Source organism: Paenibacillus sp. JGP012 (genome assembly GCF_014203995.1).
GTDB lineage: Bacteria > Bacillota > Bacilli > Paenibacillales > Paenibacillaceae > Paenibacillus > Paenibacillus silvae.
This window is the reverse complement of sequence record NZ_JACHKG010000002.1, coordinates 431752-447232: the sequence shown is the minus strand read 5'-3', so window position 1 is coordinate 447232 and position 15481 is coordinate 431752. Positions and strand designations below refer to the sequence as shown.

The 15481-nt window shown below is 49.5% G+C and carries 12 protein-coding genes; 5 read left to right on the top strand and 7 right to left on the bottom strand.

From position 1 onward, the window contains the following. The first annotated feature begins 126 nt into the window (after positions 1-126). Entirely contained in the window at positions 127-1389 is a 1263-nt protein-coding gene (locus HNR77_RS04420) for an MFS transporter (RefSeq protein WP_184181101.1), read from the top strand. A 15-nt stretch (positions 1390-1404) separates the two neighbouring features. Here HNR77_RS04420 and HNR77_RS04415 read toward each other — a convergent pair whose 3' ends face one another. The 4 genes from HNR77_RS04415 to HNR77_RS04400 all read right to left on the bottom strand — a co-directional run bounded on the left by HNR77_RS04415 (position 1405) and on the right by HNR77_RS04400 (position 4759). Next, a complete protein-coding gene (locus tag HNR77_RS04415) occupies positions 1405-2661 on the bottom strand; it encodes a nitric oxide synthase oxygenase (RefSeq protein WP_184181099.1) in 1257 nt (418 codons plus the stop codon). A gap of 127 nt (positions 2662-2788) precedes the next feature. Continuing rightward, entirely contained in the window at positions 2789-3268 is a 480-nt protein-coding gene (locus HNR77_RS04410) for a Dps family protein (RefSeq protein WP_184181097.1), read from the bottom strand. Positions 3269-3687: 419 nt separating this feature from the next. After that, the gene (locus tag HNR77_RS04405; RefSeq protein WP_311768570.1) at positions 3688-4434 is read right to left on the bottom strand and encodes an HAD family hydrolase; all 747 of its coding nucleotides are present in this window, start codon (positions 4432-4434) and stop codon (positions 3688-3690) included. Positions 4435-4531: 97 nt separating this feature from the next. Further along, positions 4532-4759 (bottom strand): hypothetical protein, encoded by a 228-nt coding sequence (locus HNR77_RS04400; RefSeq protein WP_184181095.1) that lies wholly within the window; start codon positions 4757-4759, stop codon positions 4532-4534. A gap of 191 nt (positions 4760-4950) precedes the next feature. On the opposite strand from HNR77_RS04400, the gene HNR77_RS04395 reads away from it, so the two are divergent. The 3 genes from HNR77_RS04395 to HNR77_RS04385 all read left to right on the top strand — a co-directional run bounded on the left by HNR77_RS04395 (position 4951) and on the right by HNR77_RS04385 (position 9387). After that, a complete protein-coding gene (locus HNR77_RS04395) occupies positions 4951-5886 on the top strand; it encodes a zinc ribbon domain-containing protein (RefSeq protein WP_184181093.1) in 936 nt (311 codons plus the stop codon). 324 nt (positions 5887-6210) lie between these two features. Continuing rightward, positions 6211-6960 (top strand): DUF3105 domain-containing protein, encoded by a 750-nt coding sequence (locus tag HNR77_RS04390; protein WP_184181091.1) that lies wholly within the window; start codon positions 6211-6213, stop codon positions 6958-6960. A gap of 750 nt (positions 6961-7710) precedes the next feature. Next, the gene (locus tag HNR77_RS04385) at positions 7711-9387 is read left to right on the top strand and encodes a methyl-accepting chemotaxis protein (protein WP_260410304.1); all 1677 of its coding nucleotides are present in this window, start codon (positions 7711-7713) and stop codon (positions 9385-9387) included. A gap of 202 nt (positions 9388-9589) precedes the next feature. On the opposite strand, the gene HNR77_RS04380 is transcribed toward HNR77_RS04385, so the two are convergent. Beyond that, positions 9590-10543, bottom strand: coding sequence for a nucleoside hydrolase (locus HNR77_RS04380; protein ID WP_110895788.1), 954 nt, complete (start codon positions 10541-10543; stop codon positions 9590-9592). Positions 10544-10808: 265 nt separating this feature from the next. Further along, positions 10809-13040, bottom strand: a complete 2232-nt coding sequence (locus tag HNR77_RS04375; protein WP_184181087.1) for an MMPL family transporter — start codon at positions 13038-13040, stop codon at positions 10809-10811. 232 nt (positions 13041-13272) lie between these two features. On the opposite strand from HNR77_RS04375, the gene HNR77_RS04370 reads away from it, so the two are divergent. After that, a complete protein-coding gene (locus HNR77_RS04370) occupies positions 13273-13917 on the top strand; it encodes a TetR/AcrR family transcriptional regulator (protein WP_184181085.1) in 645 nt (214 codons plus the stop codon). Between the two features lie 68 nt (positions 13918-13985). Here the strand turns inward: HNR77_RS04370 and pdxR are convergent, their stop codons facing one another. After that, positions 13986-15443: a MocR-like pyridoxine biosynthesis transcription factor PdxR gene (gene pdxR / locus HNR77_RS04365; protein WP_184181084.1), complete on the bottom strand. Its 1458-nt coding sequence runs from the start codon at positions 15441-15443 to the stop codon at positions 13986-13988. Positions 15444-15481 lie beyond the last annotated feature (38 nt).

Here is a 15481-nt window from a genome sequence, read left to right as displayed (position 1 = left end):
TTGTGTAATTTCGTCTTATTTTCACTATTTATGCATACATTACGGGTATATGTCGATATCTACGCATGTCGTTAGGAGAACCGCTGATTTATCAGTTGGTTGAGACGCACGAAAGGAGTCCTGGGCTTGGAGGTTCGGCGCAATCTTCCTTTACTTCTTATGATATGTTTCCTGAGTCAGATGGGCGGATTCATGATCCTGCCCTTGTTTCCTCTGTTTATGGAGGAATTCGGCTTATCCGGCTGGACGCTTGGGGTCATTTTTGCCCTGTTTTATGTTGGAAAAGTTATCGGTGGCGTTCCGGCAGCAGCCCTTTACCGTAAATTTGGGGGTAAACGAGCACTTATCGTCATGCTGGCTGTACTCGCCTTGTGTATGGGGGGATTCGCCGTATCCAAGTCCGCCATTCTCTTCGGTCTGCTTCGGCTGCTCCAAGGACTCGCCTCTTCCGGCCTGACCGTAGTGGTGCGCTCCATCATTGGGGATGGCGGCAGTGTGGAGAACCGGGGCTTGTACAACGGTTATATTAGCAGCAGCGAAGGAGGCGGTATGATTCTTGGCCCGGTGATTAGCGGCTGGCTTGCCATACACTGGCCATTGTCTGTGCCTTTTCTGCTGGTCGCACTCTGCTGCCTCATTGCAGTCGTTACAGCCATGGGAATCAAAACCTCAGCACAGAATCTCCCTGCATCATCATCTATAGCTTCGCGTAAAGTCAAAGACGATCATAACAATCAGAACCAGCAGAAGAATGTTAATGCTCCCGCAGCTCCCACGACCGAGTCCATTCAGGCCAAATCTCTCCCTGTTACTATGACAATGAAACAACAGCTTATCGGTTACATCACCGTACACGTTCTCGAGATGAGTGCCTATGCTGTATTCCTGACGTACTTCGCGCTGTATGCCACGCAAGTGATGCAGTGGGATGCTTTGTCCGCCAGCCTGGCGTTCACCGTAGCAGGAATATCTACTTTTGCGGCTGCACCCGTTGTCGGTCGACTCTCGGATCGTATGGGTGACAGGCTGCTGTTATGTATGCTGGGCATGTTCTTGATCGGGGTCGAGGTGCTTGTCTTTCTATGCACATCCTCTCACATTTGGGTATACATTGGCATGTTCATCGGCGGGATTGGCGGGGCATGTTACATGGACTCCTTCTTTGCACATATCGGCGACCATACGCCGGAGGAGCAGCGAAGCCCGGTCATTGGTCAGATTGTGTCCGCAGCCGAGATCGGCTCCATCGCCTCACCCCTGATCGCAGCACTTCTGATGGAAGCGGGCTCCCTCTACACCGTGTTTATCTTCAATCTGCTTCTGATTGCGGCTGCGATCGCCGTTCAAGCCGTTATGCGGAGCAGGTATTGGGTGAGAATAAAAAAATAAACCCGCTCACACAATTTAATGTGCAAACGGGCATTTCATTAGCGTGTTTTCGGTCTGTACCTTCTCTGCCTGTGACCGAGTAAGTTCTTCAGATGGATGCTCTTGGTGTCCCTGATTTGCATGCTCATCATACTGCTTGCTGCTGCTCCCGTCAGCGGCCACGGCGATCCCGTCCCGAAATTGATATGCAGGGTTCTGGTGAAAAAAGTTCGGCTTCACAATCTCATTCCGATAGGAGCTGTGGAAAATGTGGGTCGTGGCTGGCGACACAGGGGGAATCAACCACACCCAATCGCCGGTCAGCTCACGTCCAGCCTTCTCCTCCCGCTGTTCAAACAGAGCAAATTGCGCCGCAGCCGTATGATGATCCACAATACTCACGCCTGCCTTCTTGAATGAATGCAGTACAGCAACATTCAGCTCTATCAGTGCGCGATCCTTCCACAATGTCGTTTCACTCGACGTGTTCAATCCAAGGGCGGCAGCTACCGCTGGCAGCTTGTTATATCGAAACGTGTCAGCCAGATTACGCGCACCAATCTCGGTTTCCATATACCATCCGTTAAACGGTGCAGCCGGGTAATTAATGCCCCCAATCTCCACCCGCATATCCGCGATCATTGGTACACCGTACCAGCGTAAACCAAGCTCGGCGATCTCGGCACGCTCGGGATGCTCAATCTGTACTTCAACAATCTCATCGTCAGGAATGACGTACCATTCAGGAGCTTGTCCTTGAGCCTGAATGATGAGCGGCAGCACATCATAATCACTGCCAGCACCCTGCCAGCCCAGTGACAACGCTGCCTTGGTCAAGTCCACCGAAGCCGGATCACCGACAACGCCCTGTTCCGTCTCGTATCCCGCATAACGAATCAATTGATGATTCCAGATGCGGATGGGTGCTCCGTCTGGGCCTTCCGGAGGCAAAATCGTGATGGTCGGAATAATCTTGCCGCCGTTGGAGGCGTTATGGATATGATCGAATACAGCCTGCGCAGCCGCCCCTGCGGTACGCACATCACGACCATCCACGATGCGCAGCTTGTCCCAGAACAGACGACCGATACAGCGGTTGCTGTTCCGCCAGGCCATTTTGCAGCCATGCTCCAGCTCTTCGATCGTGTGGGTGTAAGTACCTCTCTCTTCTATATCGCGTCTAACGGCAATAAGCCGGGCCTCCGCGTCTGCACGCGTATAGCCCAGCTCTTCATAACTTGTATATATAAACCGTTCAGCTTCTTCCTGCAATTGATCCAGGCCTGTCCGCATTGTTCATTCCACCATTCTGTACATCTTGGATGCCACTATTATACGGGAAGCGCACCGGATTTGTAAGCGAACGGGACGTTTGTTCACGGACTCTACATATCGTTGTCAGGAGTAAGGGTGCCTTAGGTTATTTGCCCAAAAATGCGTTTAACATCCAGATCTCTTTATCCAGCGCAGCTGTGAAACCAATTCCCATATCTTCGGTTGCATTATCCCCGGCTTCGCCAGCCTCATCAATACCTTGACGAATAACCTCCTTCATCGCATGCAGATCAGCGACAACCTGTTCCACCATCTGTTCAGCGGAAAATTGTGCTTCTGCCTCTTTGATTGGAGATAAACGCAGCTGTTCTGCCATCGTTGCTACAGGACGACCTCCAATGGTCAGCAGGCGCTCAGCCGCTTCGTCCATATTGGCAGTAGCCAGATTGTAAAGCTCTTCGAATTTCGCATGAAGCGTGAAGAAATGCGGGCCTTTAACATACCAATGGAAATTATGCAGCTTGGTGTACAGCACAGACCAGCCTGCGATCTGACGGTTTAATACCTCTTGAAGTCCAGTTGTGTTACTTGTAAATGTGTTGTAGTTAGCTTGCATTGTGCTCATGGAATTTATCCCCTCTCAGAAAATGAATTGAAATGGTAGTGTAGTTACTGAACATGTGCCATTTGATGTGAAAACATCGGCCGGTAAATGATACCGAATCAATATTGGTTCATCTTTTAATTTAGACTTAATCTAAATCTTGTTTTAATTATAGCACCACTTATATCCTTTGAAAAGAGTTTTGCGCTCTCCTGCAAATGAAGATTCCATGAAGCTGAGCTTCATCAAAAACAGGAGGTGGAACCTTCAAGGGAACAGCGAACATTCTCACAGATCGGCTATACAAATAAAAAAGCCCCTTATCTCCTTAAAGATGAGTGGGCTGATGCTCTGCACTGACACTGACACTGACACTGACACTGACACTGACACTGACACTGACAACAATATTATGGCTGTATTCTGTTTTCATTACATAGTTACTTATAAGCTTGTGCTGGCTCAAACGTGAGAATCCGGCTGATGTCCTCATAACTCTGTGCTGTAAAATGAGGCTCATGATCCGATTCAGGCAATGCTCCGCGATGATTGAACCAGATCACTTTCCAGCCCGCGTCTACAGCTCCGGCCACATCGTTGCGCCACGAATCGCCGATATAATAGCTGTTATGCGCTGCGGTTCCGGTCTGCTGATTCACATGCTTGAACAGCCTCCCGTCTGGTTTGGCGTAACCAACCATGCCCGAGATAAAAATCTGCGTCTCGTCTACCAGACTAAACACATCTAACGCTTTAAGTTTTCGCCGCTGATGCTGTCCTTCACCGTTCGTGATCAATCCCACCGTGTGCCCCTCCGCCTGAAGCCTGCGAATCAGATCATAAGCTCCTTCAAACGGGGTAATCTCGAATTGTCTGCTCAGATACTGCTTCTGCAGCTCTTGTGCTTGTGCAGCTTGCAGAGATAATCCGAATTCCTCCATAGTCAATTCAAATCGACGACGGCGCATACGCTCCACCGCATCCGGTTCAGGCACTGCCGACAGGTCTTCTTGTGCAGACAACCAGTCGCTGTAATACCGAAAACGATGATACGCCAGCGCATAATCAAACGTCTCTGGCAAACCCAGTACTTCCTGAAGCACCACACGAAGCGGCTGCAAATGATCATATAACGTATCGTCCACATCAAAAAATATCGCTCTGGCAGCACTTGTTGTATTCATCATCGATGCTTGTCCTCCTGCTCTCTGGAGTTAAATCCATATCTTCTGATGTAATTATACTATAAAATAGATGAACTTCTCGGTTACCTTCACAAACGCATCAATCTGCTCTACAGCAAACGTCCGGTAACCCGTACACGGCGACGGAATAATTCGCTGCTGCTATCTCTATCCCTGCCTTGCTGATATCCTGCGAGTTTATCTGGCTCTCACTAGTTACAGGGGTCTCACCAGACACCTTTGCCGGGGATGCCGCATCATTACCACACGCCGTAAGCAGCACCAAAGTTACCAGCACTACAGCTGGCAACGTTACATTTGTTCTCAATTTTGATAAAACATCAGAATCGGGTGTTCTCCTTATGTCAATATGAAAATATGGCCTGGTAATTCCTCTATTTCACAAGTGTTTTTTGGGGTATTTAAAGGGCGATACATAGACAAAGTTCGGCATCGAACGGTAAAATGAGACACAATGTATCCACTGTTCAATATTCCAATAAATTGGAGGCTTATGACATGAAATGTCCAGTATGTAATCACGAAAATGGAGATGCCCGTTTTTGCGAGAGGTGCGGCTCTAACCTGAAAGGAACCCATGCATCAGATAATCCTGTGGAATCTGCAACACACACAGACTCATCTGATGCAGGGGCGGAATACACCCGCTGGTCCAGCACGCAGGAGCCCGCAACGAATAGAAAGGTATCCGAAAGCTCATCCATCTCACCAATCCCGTCGCCTGCTCATGATCATGACGATGCCAGTTACAATGATTCCCGGGAGCATGGTTCTGCACACAGCAGTAGTGGAAATCAATGGAACAACCTTGTACAGAATGAGAAAGTACAGCAAGCCAAAGAAGTAAGCAAACAGTACCTGTCTTATTTCCTCAGTATACTGGCCCGTCCGTACCAAACGATGAAAACCGTCGGTGAACAGCATGCCCTGCACGGCTGGATAACGATGGCCCTGTTTGCTATTTTGACCTCTACATATATTCTGATTATGTTTGGCCGCCTTGGTGCGGATGGGCTATTTATCGGTGGATTCCTTCGTCCACTTCTGTTTACTGCGATTATTCTGATCGCCGCCGCGGCACTGATCTACGGTGTATTGAAGCTGGAGCGGATCACTTTTCGTCCTAAAATCATGATTTCCCAGTTTGGAGCGCTGCTGGCTCCAGCAGTCGTGACTCTATTACTTGCTAACCTGATGATTGTGATCTCGTATTCCTTTGCAATCTCGCTGCTGGTGCTGTCCTACATCATTGTGTTTGTTGCTATGAATGCTGTGCTGTTCCATCATCCGCTGAATCGCACCCAAGCCGCCCTTGACAGCATGTACAGTGTACTGATTGCCAATGCGGTGCTGTTTTATGTAACCTATCGTCTGTTATTTGCAGTTTTGACCGGTCTGTTCGGCCCATTGTTCTCGCCGTATGGACGCTTGTAATATGTTCTTTTGGCAGTAGAGGTGTTAGAGGCTATAGCTTAAGAGCTCAGGCTTCTTTATACGTGGGGAGGTCTTTTTTCTTTTGCATTTGTAATGTGGCATTGCGCAGGGATTATTCCATACACTATAATGTGTAGTGTAAATAATATGTTCCTATTTACTTATTTACCTTGTTTATTTATTAACGTTGTTTGCTTGAGTGAACGTGGCACTGCGTGCGGGTATTACAAGTTCACACATCTATACGCTCGTGTATAACTAAAACACTACATAATGTAGTGTTAGGTGTATTTTTTATTTTATAACGAAAGCTGAGGAATTGGAATGGACATGACCCAAATGGATCATATGCAAATGGAACAATCGACTGGCACCTCATACTTGTGGTTGATCGTTGGAGCAGTGGTGCTGGTGCTCTCCATCGCCGCTTATATCTGGGCATCGCGTACATGTGGCAGTATTCTTGGTCATATGAAAAAGAAGGAGCGTGCTGCTATTCAGAAGAAAGGTCGTTTCATAAAGAATACCGCTCATATTCTGATTGGTGCTTCAATCGTGGCATTCGGATTGTTTTTCCTGCAAAATGCTGGCGGCGACACATATGATGTCTCCAAACTGGATAACAACGCCGTGATTGATGTGACCAATGATAAATACTATGGAGCCACCCATACGGAGGAACCGATCCACTATGAGATGAAGATTCCGACCTCGGGGCCACATAATCCACATGACATTCAGTTCGGCTTTTACACCGACTTCCCGGGTTATCCTTATCTGGTACACAATCTGGAACATGGTGACATCATCATCTATTATCGTGAAGATGCCAGTGACATGCTCAAGGAGCATCTGAAATATCTGACCAAATTCCGTAAAGCAGGCTCAGGCATCCTCGCCGTGCCCAATAAAGACATTCCCGATGGCAGCGAGGTTGTCGTAACCGCCTGGACCAAAACGATGAAGCTGGGCAAGTTCGACGACGCCAAGGTAGGCACTTTTATTCATCGCTACATTAATCAGGGACCCGAGAAGATTCCAGCTTCTGTTCGCCAAGGCGGCGGAACGATGTAACAGGAGCTGGGACAACCTATTGGTACATTGGTACGCACGTCTAACGATTCTCAGAAACCCTATTTAGGCATTTTCACACGATTTTATTTTTTAACGATCTCAGGGAAGCTTATTTAGGAGGAATCATGGTAAAATGGGCATTAATCGTTGTTTTTTAGCGAAATAAGGTTTCTGGGAATCGTTACATTTCCTGAAGCACCCATATCGCCCAAATAAGCTCATCTGGGATCGTTAGAATAATCGAGGATCACTCCGAAACGGTAGCACCTACTCGCTCACCCTATAATCCTTTGTTAATCCTATGCCGATAAAATAAATAGGAATATATACATAAAAGAAACGTGCATATGTTTGAGCAAAACGTAAGGCAATCGTTAAAATGCAAACACATCTTAAGGAGTAAATGGTGCACATAAAGGATATTTTGCACAAAAGCATACGAAACACTCATAGCACGAAATTAAACTCATCACATAATCACTTGATGCACCTGACATTCATTCAGCACTAAAACATACGAAACACTTGGAGATCATAAAGCGCATTAGCTCGTAAAGGACAATAAGCACATCCGGCACTTGGAGTACGATACTACATTGACCACTGAAGTGTCCGATACGCTTGAAGCACATTTAGCAAAGGCGTTCCATTTCTCAACTTAGTTACAGGATACAGTTACATATACAAGGGGGAACTATTCGTACGATGAACAGCTTGTTTATGCGCATTTTTTTATTTTTTTCATGTTTGATGTTAGCCGCAGGTGCGATTCTGGGTGTTACTATGTATCGATCATCCGCACAATTAGTAGAGCAGTCGATGGGGATGCAGGCCCAGGCGGTGGCTGAACGGGCAGCAGCTTTAATTGACATTTCGCTGTACACCCCGCTCAGCACCGGGCAGGACAAAACGACGTATTACGATACGCTGCGTCAGCAGCTCAGTCAGCTGCGTGAGGCCAATGGGCTCAAGTATTTATACACCCTCGGAACACGTGAGGAAAATGGAAAGGCGTCATATTATTACGTAGTGGACGGAGCCGCGCCAGATGTGGCCGAGGATGATTTCTCGCCATATGGCACACTTGAGGAAACGCATTATGCAGGCATGCTTCAAGCCTTTGCACAGGATACCTCCGTACGTGGAGAGCTTACACGAGATGAGGATTATGGAGCAACAATTACAGCTTATGTGCCCATCCATGGAGCGAACGGACAGATGTTGGGCGTGGTCGGTGCGGATCTCGATTCTACAGCCGTCTATGAGTTAATGTCACGCAACCGCATTACAATGATCTGGACGGCGCTAGTGATTGTGCTGCTCGGTGTATTGCTGGTTTACATCTTTGCTCGTTATCTGACCCGCCCCTTGGTAAAGCTAAAAAAGCTCATTACCGAGGTAGGCAAAGGGGATCTTACCGTCAACGTAGACCTGGCACGCAAGGACGAAATTGGCCAGCTCGCCTCCGAGTTCAAACATCTGGTCACGGATACCCGGCAAGTCATGACAGGTATTCGCCAAAGCTCGGACTCCCTGCTTCAAGCCGCAGAAGGGGTATCGCAGTATTCACAGGCAACAGCCGAAGCCAGCCAGCGCATTGCCGAACACACCAATCATACCGCACACGGGGCTTCCGAGCAGGTCGTTCGCGCTGGAGAGGTCACTGTTGCCATGGAGGAAATTACGCGCAGCATGCAGCATATCGCCCATTCGTCTTCCAAAGTGGCTGACGTGTCACAACAGACCACGAATAATGCCATTCAGGGACAGGCCAAGCTGGACACCGCGATCAGCAGTATGGACGTTATTCATCAGGCCAATGTTCAGATGGCAGCATCCACCACTGAACTTGCCGAATACTCCAGCAAAATTGAATCCGTGGCACAGCTGATGCAAAACATTGCATCCCAGACGAATTTACTTGCCCTTAATGCAAGCATTGAAGCAGCACGGGCGGGTGAGCATGGCAATGGTTTTGCTGTCGTCGCCTCCGAGGTGCGCAAGCTCGCAGGGGAATCCGAGCAATCCTCACAGCATGTCTCTGAACTGATCGCCGAGATGACCCGTCTGACCTCCGCACTGGCTGAGCATATGTCAGCAAGCACAACAGCGGTACAAGCCGGCATGACGGTGGTTCAGGAGGCCGATCAGTCATTCTCCTCCATCCATAGTGGGATTGAGACGATTAACGAGCGCCTGCATGAGGTATCTGCTGCGTCCGAGCAACTCTCAGCAAGTTCTGAAGAAGTGTCCGCCTCCATTGAAAACATGGAGCATATCTCGCGGGAATCGTCATCCAGCATTCAGCAGGTGTCCCAGGCTGCCGAAACGCAGCTGCAATCCATGGATGAGATCAGCGCCTCCGCCGAGTCACTGCGCGTGTTATCCAGTGAGCTGAATAGACTGATCAGCCGCTTTAAAATCTAGAACAAAAAGCCGCACGGCAGCGTTCCAACCCATCGGGATTTACCCGATCACTGGAACACAGCCTGCGGCTTTCTTTACTTTCTTGCCTCTATACAATGCGTATCGTTCGTTGATTACGTATGGTAGAAAGGTCTTTTTGCCATCAATATCTGCAACTCATAATGGCTCGTCATGATACAAGGCCAGCTGCGGCTGCCGATCATTAGTAGCGCTGCGGAGCAGCTTTTTTGCCCAAATCCGTCATATAAGTGAAGAATGCTTCCGGGTCAGTATCATAGACCAATTGCACCGGACGACCGTCTGCCTGCTCCACCGTGCGGCCTTGGCTTGGGCCATCTGGAATGACGATGCAGTTCACGGTTTTTTTCTTCACGATGTCCTCGCGGCCTACGGAAGCCGTAGTCAGCACATCCCACAGATAATACGTGGAGTTGGTTTCACTGTACACGAGCGGCGGACAACCTGCATAACAGTTCCCCAGGAAATCTACACCTTCGAAGCGGCGCTCTGCTGCCCAGCGGTTACGAACAGCGGGTGTAAGAGGCACTTTGTTCGTGCTCTCCAGGGCAACCAGATCAATCTGGATGCCGCTCTGCCACACGCGATATGCCGCTTCCGGGTCCCAGAATACGTTCCATTCCGCTGTACCGTCATGCTCCGGTTCTTCGACGTTACCACGCTCGAACGTACCGCCCATCCACACCAGCTTGTCGATTTTCTCTTCGATGTCGGGTGCTTCGTCCAGCGCACGCGCGAGGTCCGTCAGCGGGCCGGTGAACAACAGCAGTGTTTTGCCTTCCGTATTGCGCACTTTCTCGATCAGATGCTGATGTGCTGGAATTGCCGATAGCGGCGCTTCCATTTTGCCGGATTCATTCAGAACAGGCAGTGCATCTACATAGAACGAGTGCAGTCTCCACGCTGGCGGGAACGGATTTTTGCCTCTGGAATTGGATTTGGATACTTCAACGGAATACGTTCCGAAACGGTCGATAATTTTACGGCTCGCATCTGTCGCCGGCTCCAAATACCCGTCTGCCGGAATGACCGATACACCGGTTACATGTACATTGTCCATCTGCAAAAGCATAAACAGCGATACGAGATCATCCACACCGCCGTCATGATTGAAATACACATTCAGTTTGTTCGTCATGCTTGCTTTCATCCTTCCTCTGGTTACCCCATTGATGTGAACTTGTCCGTCTGCCCGTAGCCGACGCTTCCTCTATTATGTCCTATAACCCCCGGTCGAGTAAACCTTACGCACCCAAAGAATACCGTCACCACGGCGTTTCTGCGCATTTTTTACCAGCTAACCCATTCCATCTCAAACATCCATCCCCAAGCCTCTTCCACTGGAAAAAAGAAAGATGGACCACGGGCATGAAGCCCCGCCGTCCATCCACCCCTCTCCTGTATTACAGGGATCGGGTTTGTTTTCTTTCTTGATGCTCCGCAACCGGCATATACTTGCCTGGCCAGAAAGCCCATTTGCCAAGCAGCGCTGTAATTGCCGGCACCATAAACGGACGAACCAGGAACGTATCCAGCAGCACACCTACAGCAGTGATGATGCCGAACTGTACCAGCACCTGAATCGGCAGGGTCGCCAGCACGGCGAATGTACCAGCCAGAATCAGACCTGCCGAGGTAATAACCGAGCCCGTCTCGCCAACACCTTCCCTGATCGCCTGACGAAGCGGCATCGTTTTGCGCTTCTGCCAGATGCTTGAGATCATAAAGATGTTATAATCCTCGCCCAGTGCCACAAGGAAGACGAAGGAGTACAGCGGTATTGCACCCTGAATTGCCTCTGCGCCGAGCCCGTAGTGGATGATAATCCAACCCAGACCGAGTGCGGAAAAATACGAAAGTACAACGGTCGCAATCAGGTATGCGGTAGCTACTACGGAGCGAAGGTAGAGCAGCAGCAGCAAGGTGATCAGGCCAATGACCACCGGGATAATAATTTTGGCATCCCGCTCGCCCGCAACTTCAATGTCATATTGCTCAGCGGTCTGCCCGTCAATCCAGACCTGATTGTCTGCATCAGATACTCCAGCATCCTTCAATGCACCTTCTGCCGTAGCCCGCAGATCGGGAATATGCTGCATCGCTTCCATCGAGTACGGATTCAGATTGAATTCCACATCATATGCTGTAATATTGGCATTCACCGCGCCCTGCTGCGCATCGCTTACCTTGCTAATATAATCAAGTGATTCAAGACGATCTTTCAGATCAGTCTCTTTGCCGCCAGCATCTACAATCACTTTAACCGGGGCCAGTTCGCCTTGGGAGAACTGCTCACCAATAACCTTGAAGCCTTCGCGGGAAGGTACATTTTCCGGGAAGGAAGATAACAAGTCGTACGTAAATTTCACTTGGGTTGAAAAAGCAGCCAGTCCGCCAAGCAGCACAACCGTAATCGCCAACACTGTCCACGGTTTGGTTGTAACAATCCGTCCGATCCAGCTTTCACGGACTTTGCGTGGGGCGGGCGCTGGTTTACCTTTTTTCTTCGCCCGTTCTACTTGCATCTCGTGAGTACGTGGAACAAATGGATAGAATGAACCCCGTCCAAAGATCGCAAGCAATGCCGGAACGAGTGTCAAACTCGCAATAAACATAATGAAGATGGACAAACTGAACGGTACAGCAAAACGGTGATATGCCCCATACTCAGCCAGCAGCAGCACCAGTAAAGCGGCAACAACCGTCAATCCACTCATTGCAATCGCGCCGGATGAACCGGTGATTGCCTGGAAAATAGCTTTCTTTTTGTCCGGCTCATGATACAGAATTTGACGGTATCTGGAGATCATGAACAGACAGTAATCTGTTCCGGCTCCGAAGAGCAATACGGTCATAATCGAGATGGACTGTGCATCGACCGTGATCCAGCCTTGATCTGCCATGAATCCGAGAATCGGACTGGTGACCATATAGGCGAAGCCAACCGCAATGATCGGAATAATCGCCAGTACCGGTGAGCGATAGATCAAGAGCAGCAGGACAAGCACAAGCACGACGGTTGCAATCAGCAAAGACACATCCGCGGAGGAGAACAATCCGCTTGCATCAATGGATATCCCCACAGGGCCCGTTACACGGGCGATCAGCTTGTCTTGATTGTCTATAGCCGTATCAAACGGATTCATGCCGAAGATGGCTTTTGTTTTTTCCTCCAGCCCTTCGATGCCTGCCTTCAGCTGTTCGGAATCGGCATCCTTATTGAAGAACAGCGGCATGACGATCGTGCTGCCGTCCTCCGAAAGCTGCCCCTTGAGCGCTTGCGGTGGCAGCTGATACAGTGGCACAACAGACTGCTGCTGCTCCACCGGGTCCTGGTCCAGGCGCTCGGTTAACGCCTGAATCTGTTGTATCTGATCATCTGTAAGGCCCGCAGGGTTACGCCAGACGATGAGTGCTGGCAGCCCCTCACCGCCAGGGAATTCTTTTTTCGCCAGTGCAGCGGCCTGAACGGATGGTTTCGAATCACCCAGGTCCTGTGCATTATTCGTCTCGCGGTCACCTACTGCTGGCCACACCATACCAAGCACAACCGCAATCATAATCCATACGAGCAATGTGATCCATTTACTTCGTTTGCCCGCTACAAAGCGGCCATAACCTGAACCTTCCTGCATGGTCTATTCATCTCCCTAGTTTTGTTTGAATCCATATAAGTTGAACGAAAGACCAACTTATACAAGCAATCATTCGATCAAAACAGTCTTAATTATTGTCATGGTATAGAAATGAACCATGGGTCATACTATAATTGAGTTAATTATATATACCGGAAGGTTAATTTTGCAATCCCTAATTTTATGTATATTATGATGCAGCTTATTTTATCCAAAAATGAGGTCGGTGTTCATGAGCAAAAAACCAGCAAAAGATACAAGCACAGCGCGCGCCCCGGGCAGACCCAAAGCGGGAACAGATCAGACATCTGCTTACTCCAGCATCCTATTAACTGCATCTCGGCTGTTTATGGAATACGGGTATGAGGCCGTTTCTCTACAGCAGATTGCTTCGTTATGCAAGGTAACCAAAGCATCGATCTATTATCATTTTTCCAGCAAGCCCGAGCTGTTCACTGTAGCAATTACCCGCATGATGGCGATGGGGATGGAGCAGACGGCACTGCGTTTAGAGGAATCAGGCACATTGCACGAGCGACTCGTCAGCGTGGCTGTAGCCAAGATGCAGCATTCACATGTCGATATGGAAACGATGATGCGTGAAGCCGATGCGTATCTGAATCCCGAGCAGCTTGCCCAAATCCGTGAAGCAGAAAATCGCATTTTCGATGTACTCGCCACACATTTTCAGCGGGAGATGGATAGCGGTTATCTGCGTCAGAGCAATACTTTGCTGCTCGCTCAAGCTTTTACCTCCCTGCTGATGCTGGCTAACCGCGAGGATGTGCGCAGCATGCATGAAACCATCGCAGAGCTCGCGCAGGAGTTAGTGGGACTCTTTTTGAAGGGCGCGGTTAACCAACCAAGCCAAAATTAAATAGACGAGCAGCGGCCGTATGACTTCTGCCCTTCTGTGTGGACATCTGGACCATACTTAGCCGCGCTTTATGTCCTCCATATTCGGGCCAGCGCGGCAATGCCTGGCTCAATGTTCTCAGGTGTTATGCCAGCAAAGCCAATCATGAACTCCCGTTTGCCATCAGCGGGGGTGCTTTCGTTTGCCCACAAGTATTCTGTTGAAGCCACGCGTATACCCGCATTTAGAGCCATCTTCACCATGTCCTTCGCCGGGATTGCACTTATTAACCGCAGTACCAGATGAAATCCGGCATGTTCACCCTGAAGCTGCATTCCGAGCTGATCTCCGAAATGCAGCTGAATGGCCTGTACGATCAAGTCACGCTTCCGTTTATACAGACTGCGCATTTTACGAATATGTATACCAAGCTCCCCCTCCCGCATGAACAATTCCAGAGTCCGCTGATGGTGACGTGAAGCCGACTGTTCGAATAGAACCGTTCTATATACCTCGGCAAAATAAGGCAGGAGTTCTTTCGGTAACACCATATAGTGTACGCAAAAGGCTGGTGCAAGCACCTGAGAGAATCCTCCCATATAGATGACTGGGGTGTTCTCTCGCAATCCCTGCATCGAAGGAATGGGACGGCCGGAATATCTGAATTCCCCGTCATAATCATCCTCGATCAGATACGCCCCAACACGTTCCGCCCAGTCCAGCAAAGCCAGTCTGCGACTGATCGGCATCGTCATGCCCATAGGAAACTGATGTGACGGTGATACACCAGCCACCGACACGTCTGCTCCAGCAAGCTCATTCAGGTTGATGCCTTCGCTGTCCAATGAGATCGGGATTACCTCATATCCATAATTCCGAAATGTTCCGGGCAACAAGCGATAACCGGGGTTCTCCACAGCGATTGAGCGTTGTCCACCCTTCTGGAGCATCGTCTGTGTGAGCAGTGACATCAGCAGATGCTGTTCCGCACCGATGACAACCTGCTCCGGTGTGCATCTCACTCCCCGGAACTGCCCCAGATAGTCCGCTATCTCCGACCGTAATCCCCATTCGCCCTGTGGATCTCCGTAGAATAACAAGCTGTGAGATTCTTCACGCCAGACCCGATTGGCGTACTGCTGCCATTTCGCATAAGGAAACAGAGTGAAATCATTGTGCGACATATGAAAATCGTAGTGAACATGGCTCGCGGGACGTAAACGCTGCGTATCCGATGATGACACGGCTGGGGCGTTGGCCGGCACTGATGATTTGCCCAGCAATATATCGTGATAACCTTCAACCACAGCACGTACACGATAACCTTTGCGCGGCTCGCTGTAGACGTACCCTTCCGCAATTAACTGCTGGTACGCCCACTCAACAGGCGTAGTGCTAATGCCCAACAACTCAGCCAATTTACGCACGGAAGGCAGGCGGCTGTGTGCTGCCAGTGCCCCGCACAATATCTCCTGTTTCATATGATCCGAAAGCTGAACAAAAACAGGTCTGCTGTCGTGCTCATCCAGCTTGGGTAACTGTATCATATCTGCCTCACTCCATCTGTCCTGTTCATTTTGTGAAA

Bases quoted from the DNA above. Each gene is read 5' to 3' on its own strand.
- HNR77_RS04415 (WP_184181099.1), bottom strand. From the start codon at position 2,661: ATGCGGACAGGCCTGGATCAATTGCAGGAAGAAGCTGAACGGTTTATA.
- HNR77_RS04410 (WP_184181097.1), bottom strand. From the start codon at position 3,268: ATGAGCACAATGCAAGCTAACTACAACACATTTACAAGTAACACAACT.
- HNR77_RS04405 (WP_311768570.1), bottom strand. From the start codon at position 4,434: ATGATGAATACAACAAGTGCTGCCAGAGCGATATTTTTTGATGTGGAC.
- HNR77_RS04395 (WP_184181093.1), top strand. From the start codon at position 4,951: ATGAAATGTCCAGTATGTAATCACGAAAATGGAGATGCCCGTTTTTGC.
- HNR77_RS04390 (WP_184181091.1), top strand. From the start codon at position 6,211: ATGGACATGACCCAAATGGATCATATGCAAATGGAACAATCGACTGGC.
- HNR77_RS04385 (WP_260410304.1), top strand. From the start codon at position 7,711: ATGTTAGCCGCAGGTGCGATTCTGGGTGTTACTATGTATCGATCATCC.
- HNR77_RS04380 (WP_110895788.1), bottom strand. From the start codon at position 10,543: ATGACGAACAAACTGAATGTGTATTTCAATCATGACGGCGGTGTGGAT.
- HNR77_RS04375 (WP_184181087.1), bottom strand. From the start codon at position 13,040: ATGCAGGAAGGTTCAGGTTATGGCCGCTTTGTAGCGGGCAAACGAAGT.
- HNR77_RS04370 (WP_184181085.1), top strand. From the start codon at position 13,273: ATGAGCAAAAAACCAGCAAAAGATACAAGCACAGCGCGCGCCCCGGGC.
- pdxR (WP_184181084.1), bottom strand. From the start codon at position 15,443: ATGATACAGTTACCCAAGCTGGATGAGCACGACAGCAGACCTGTTTTT.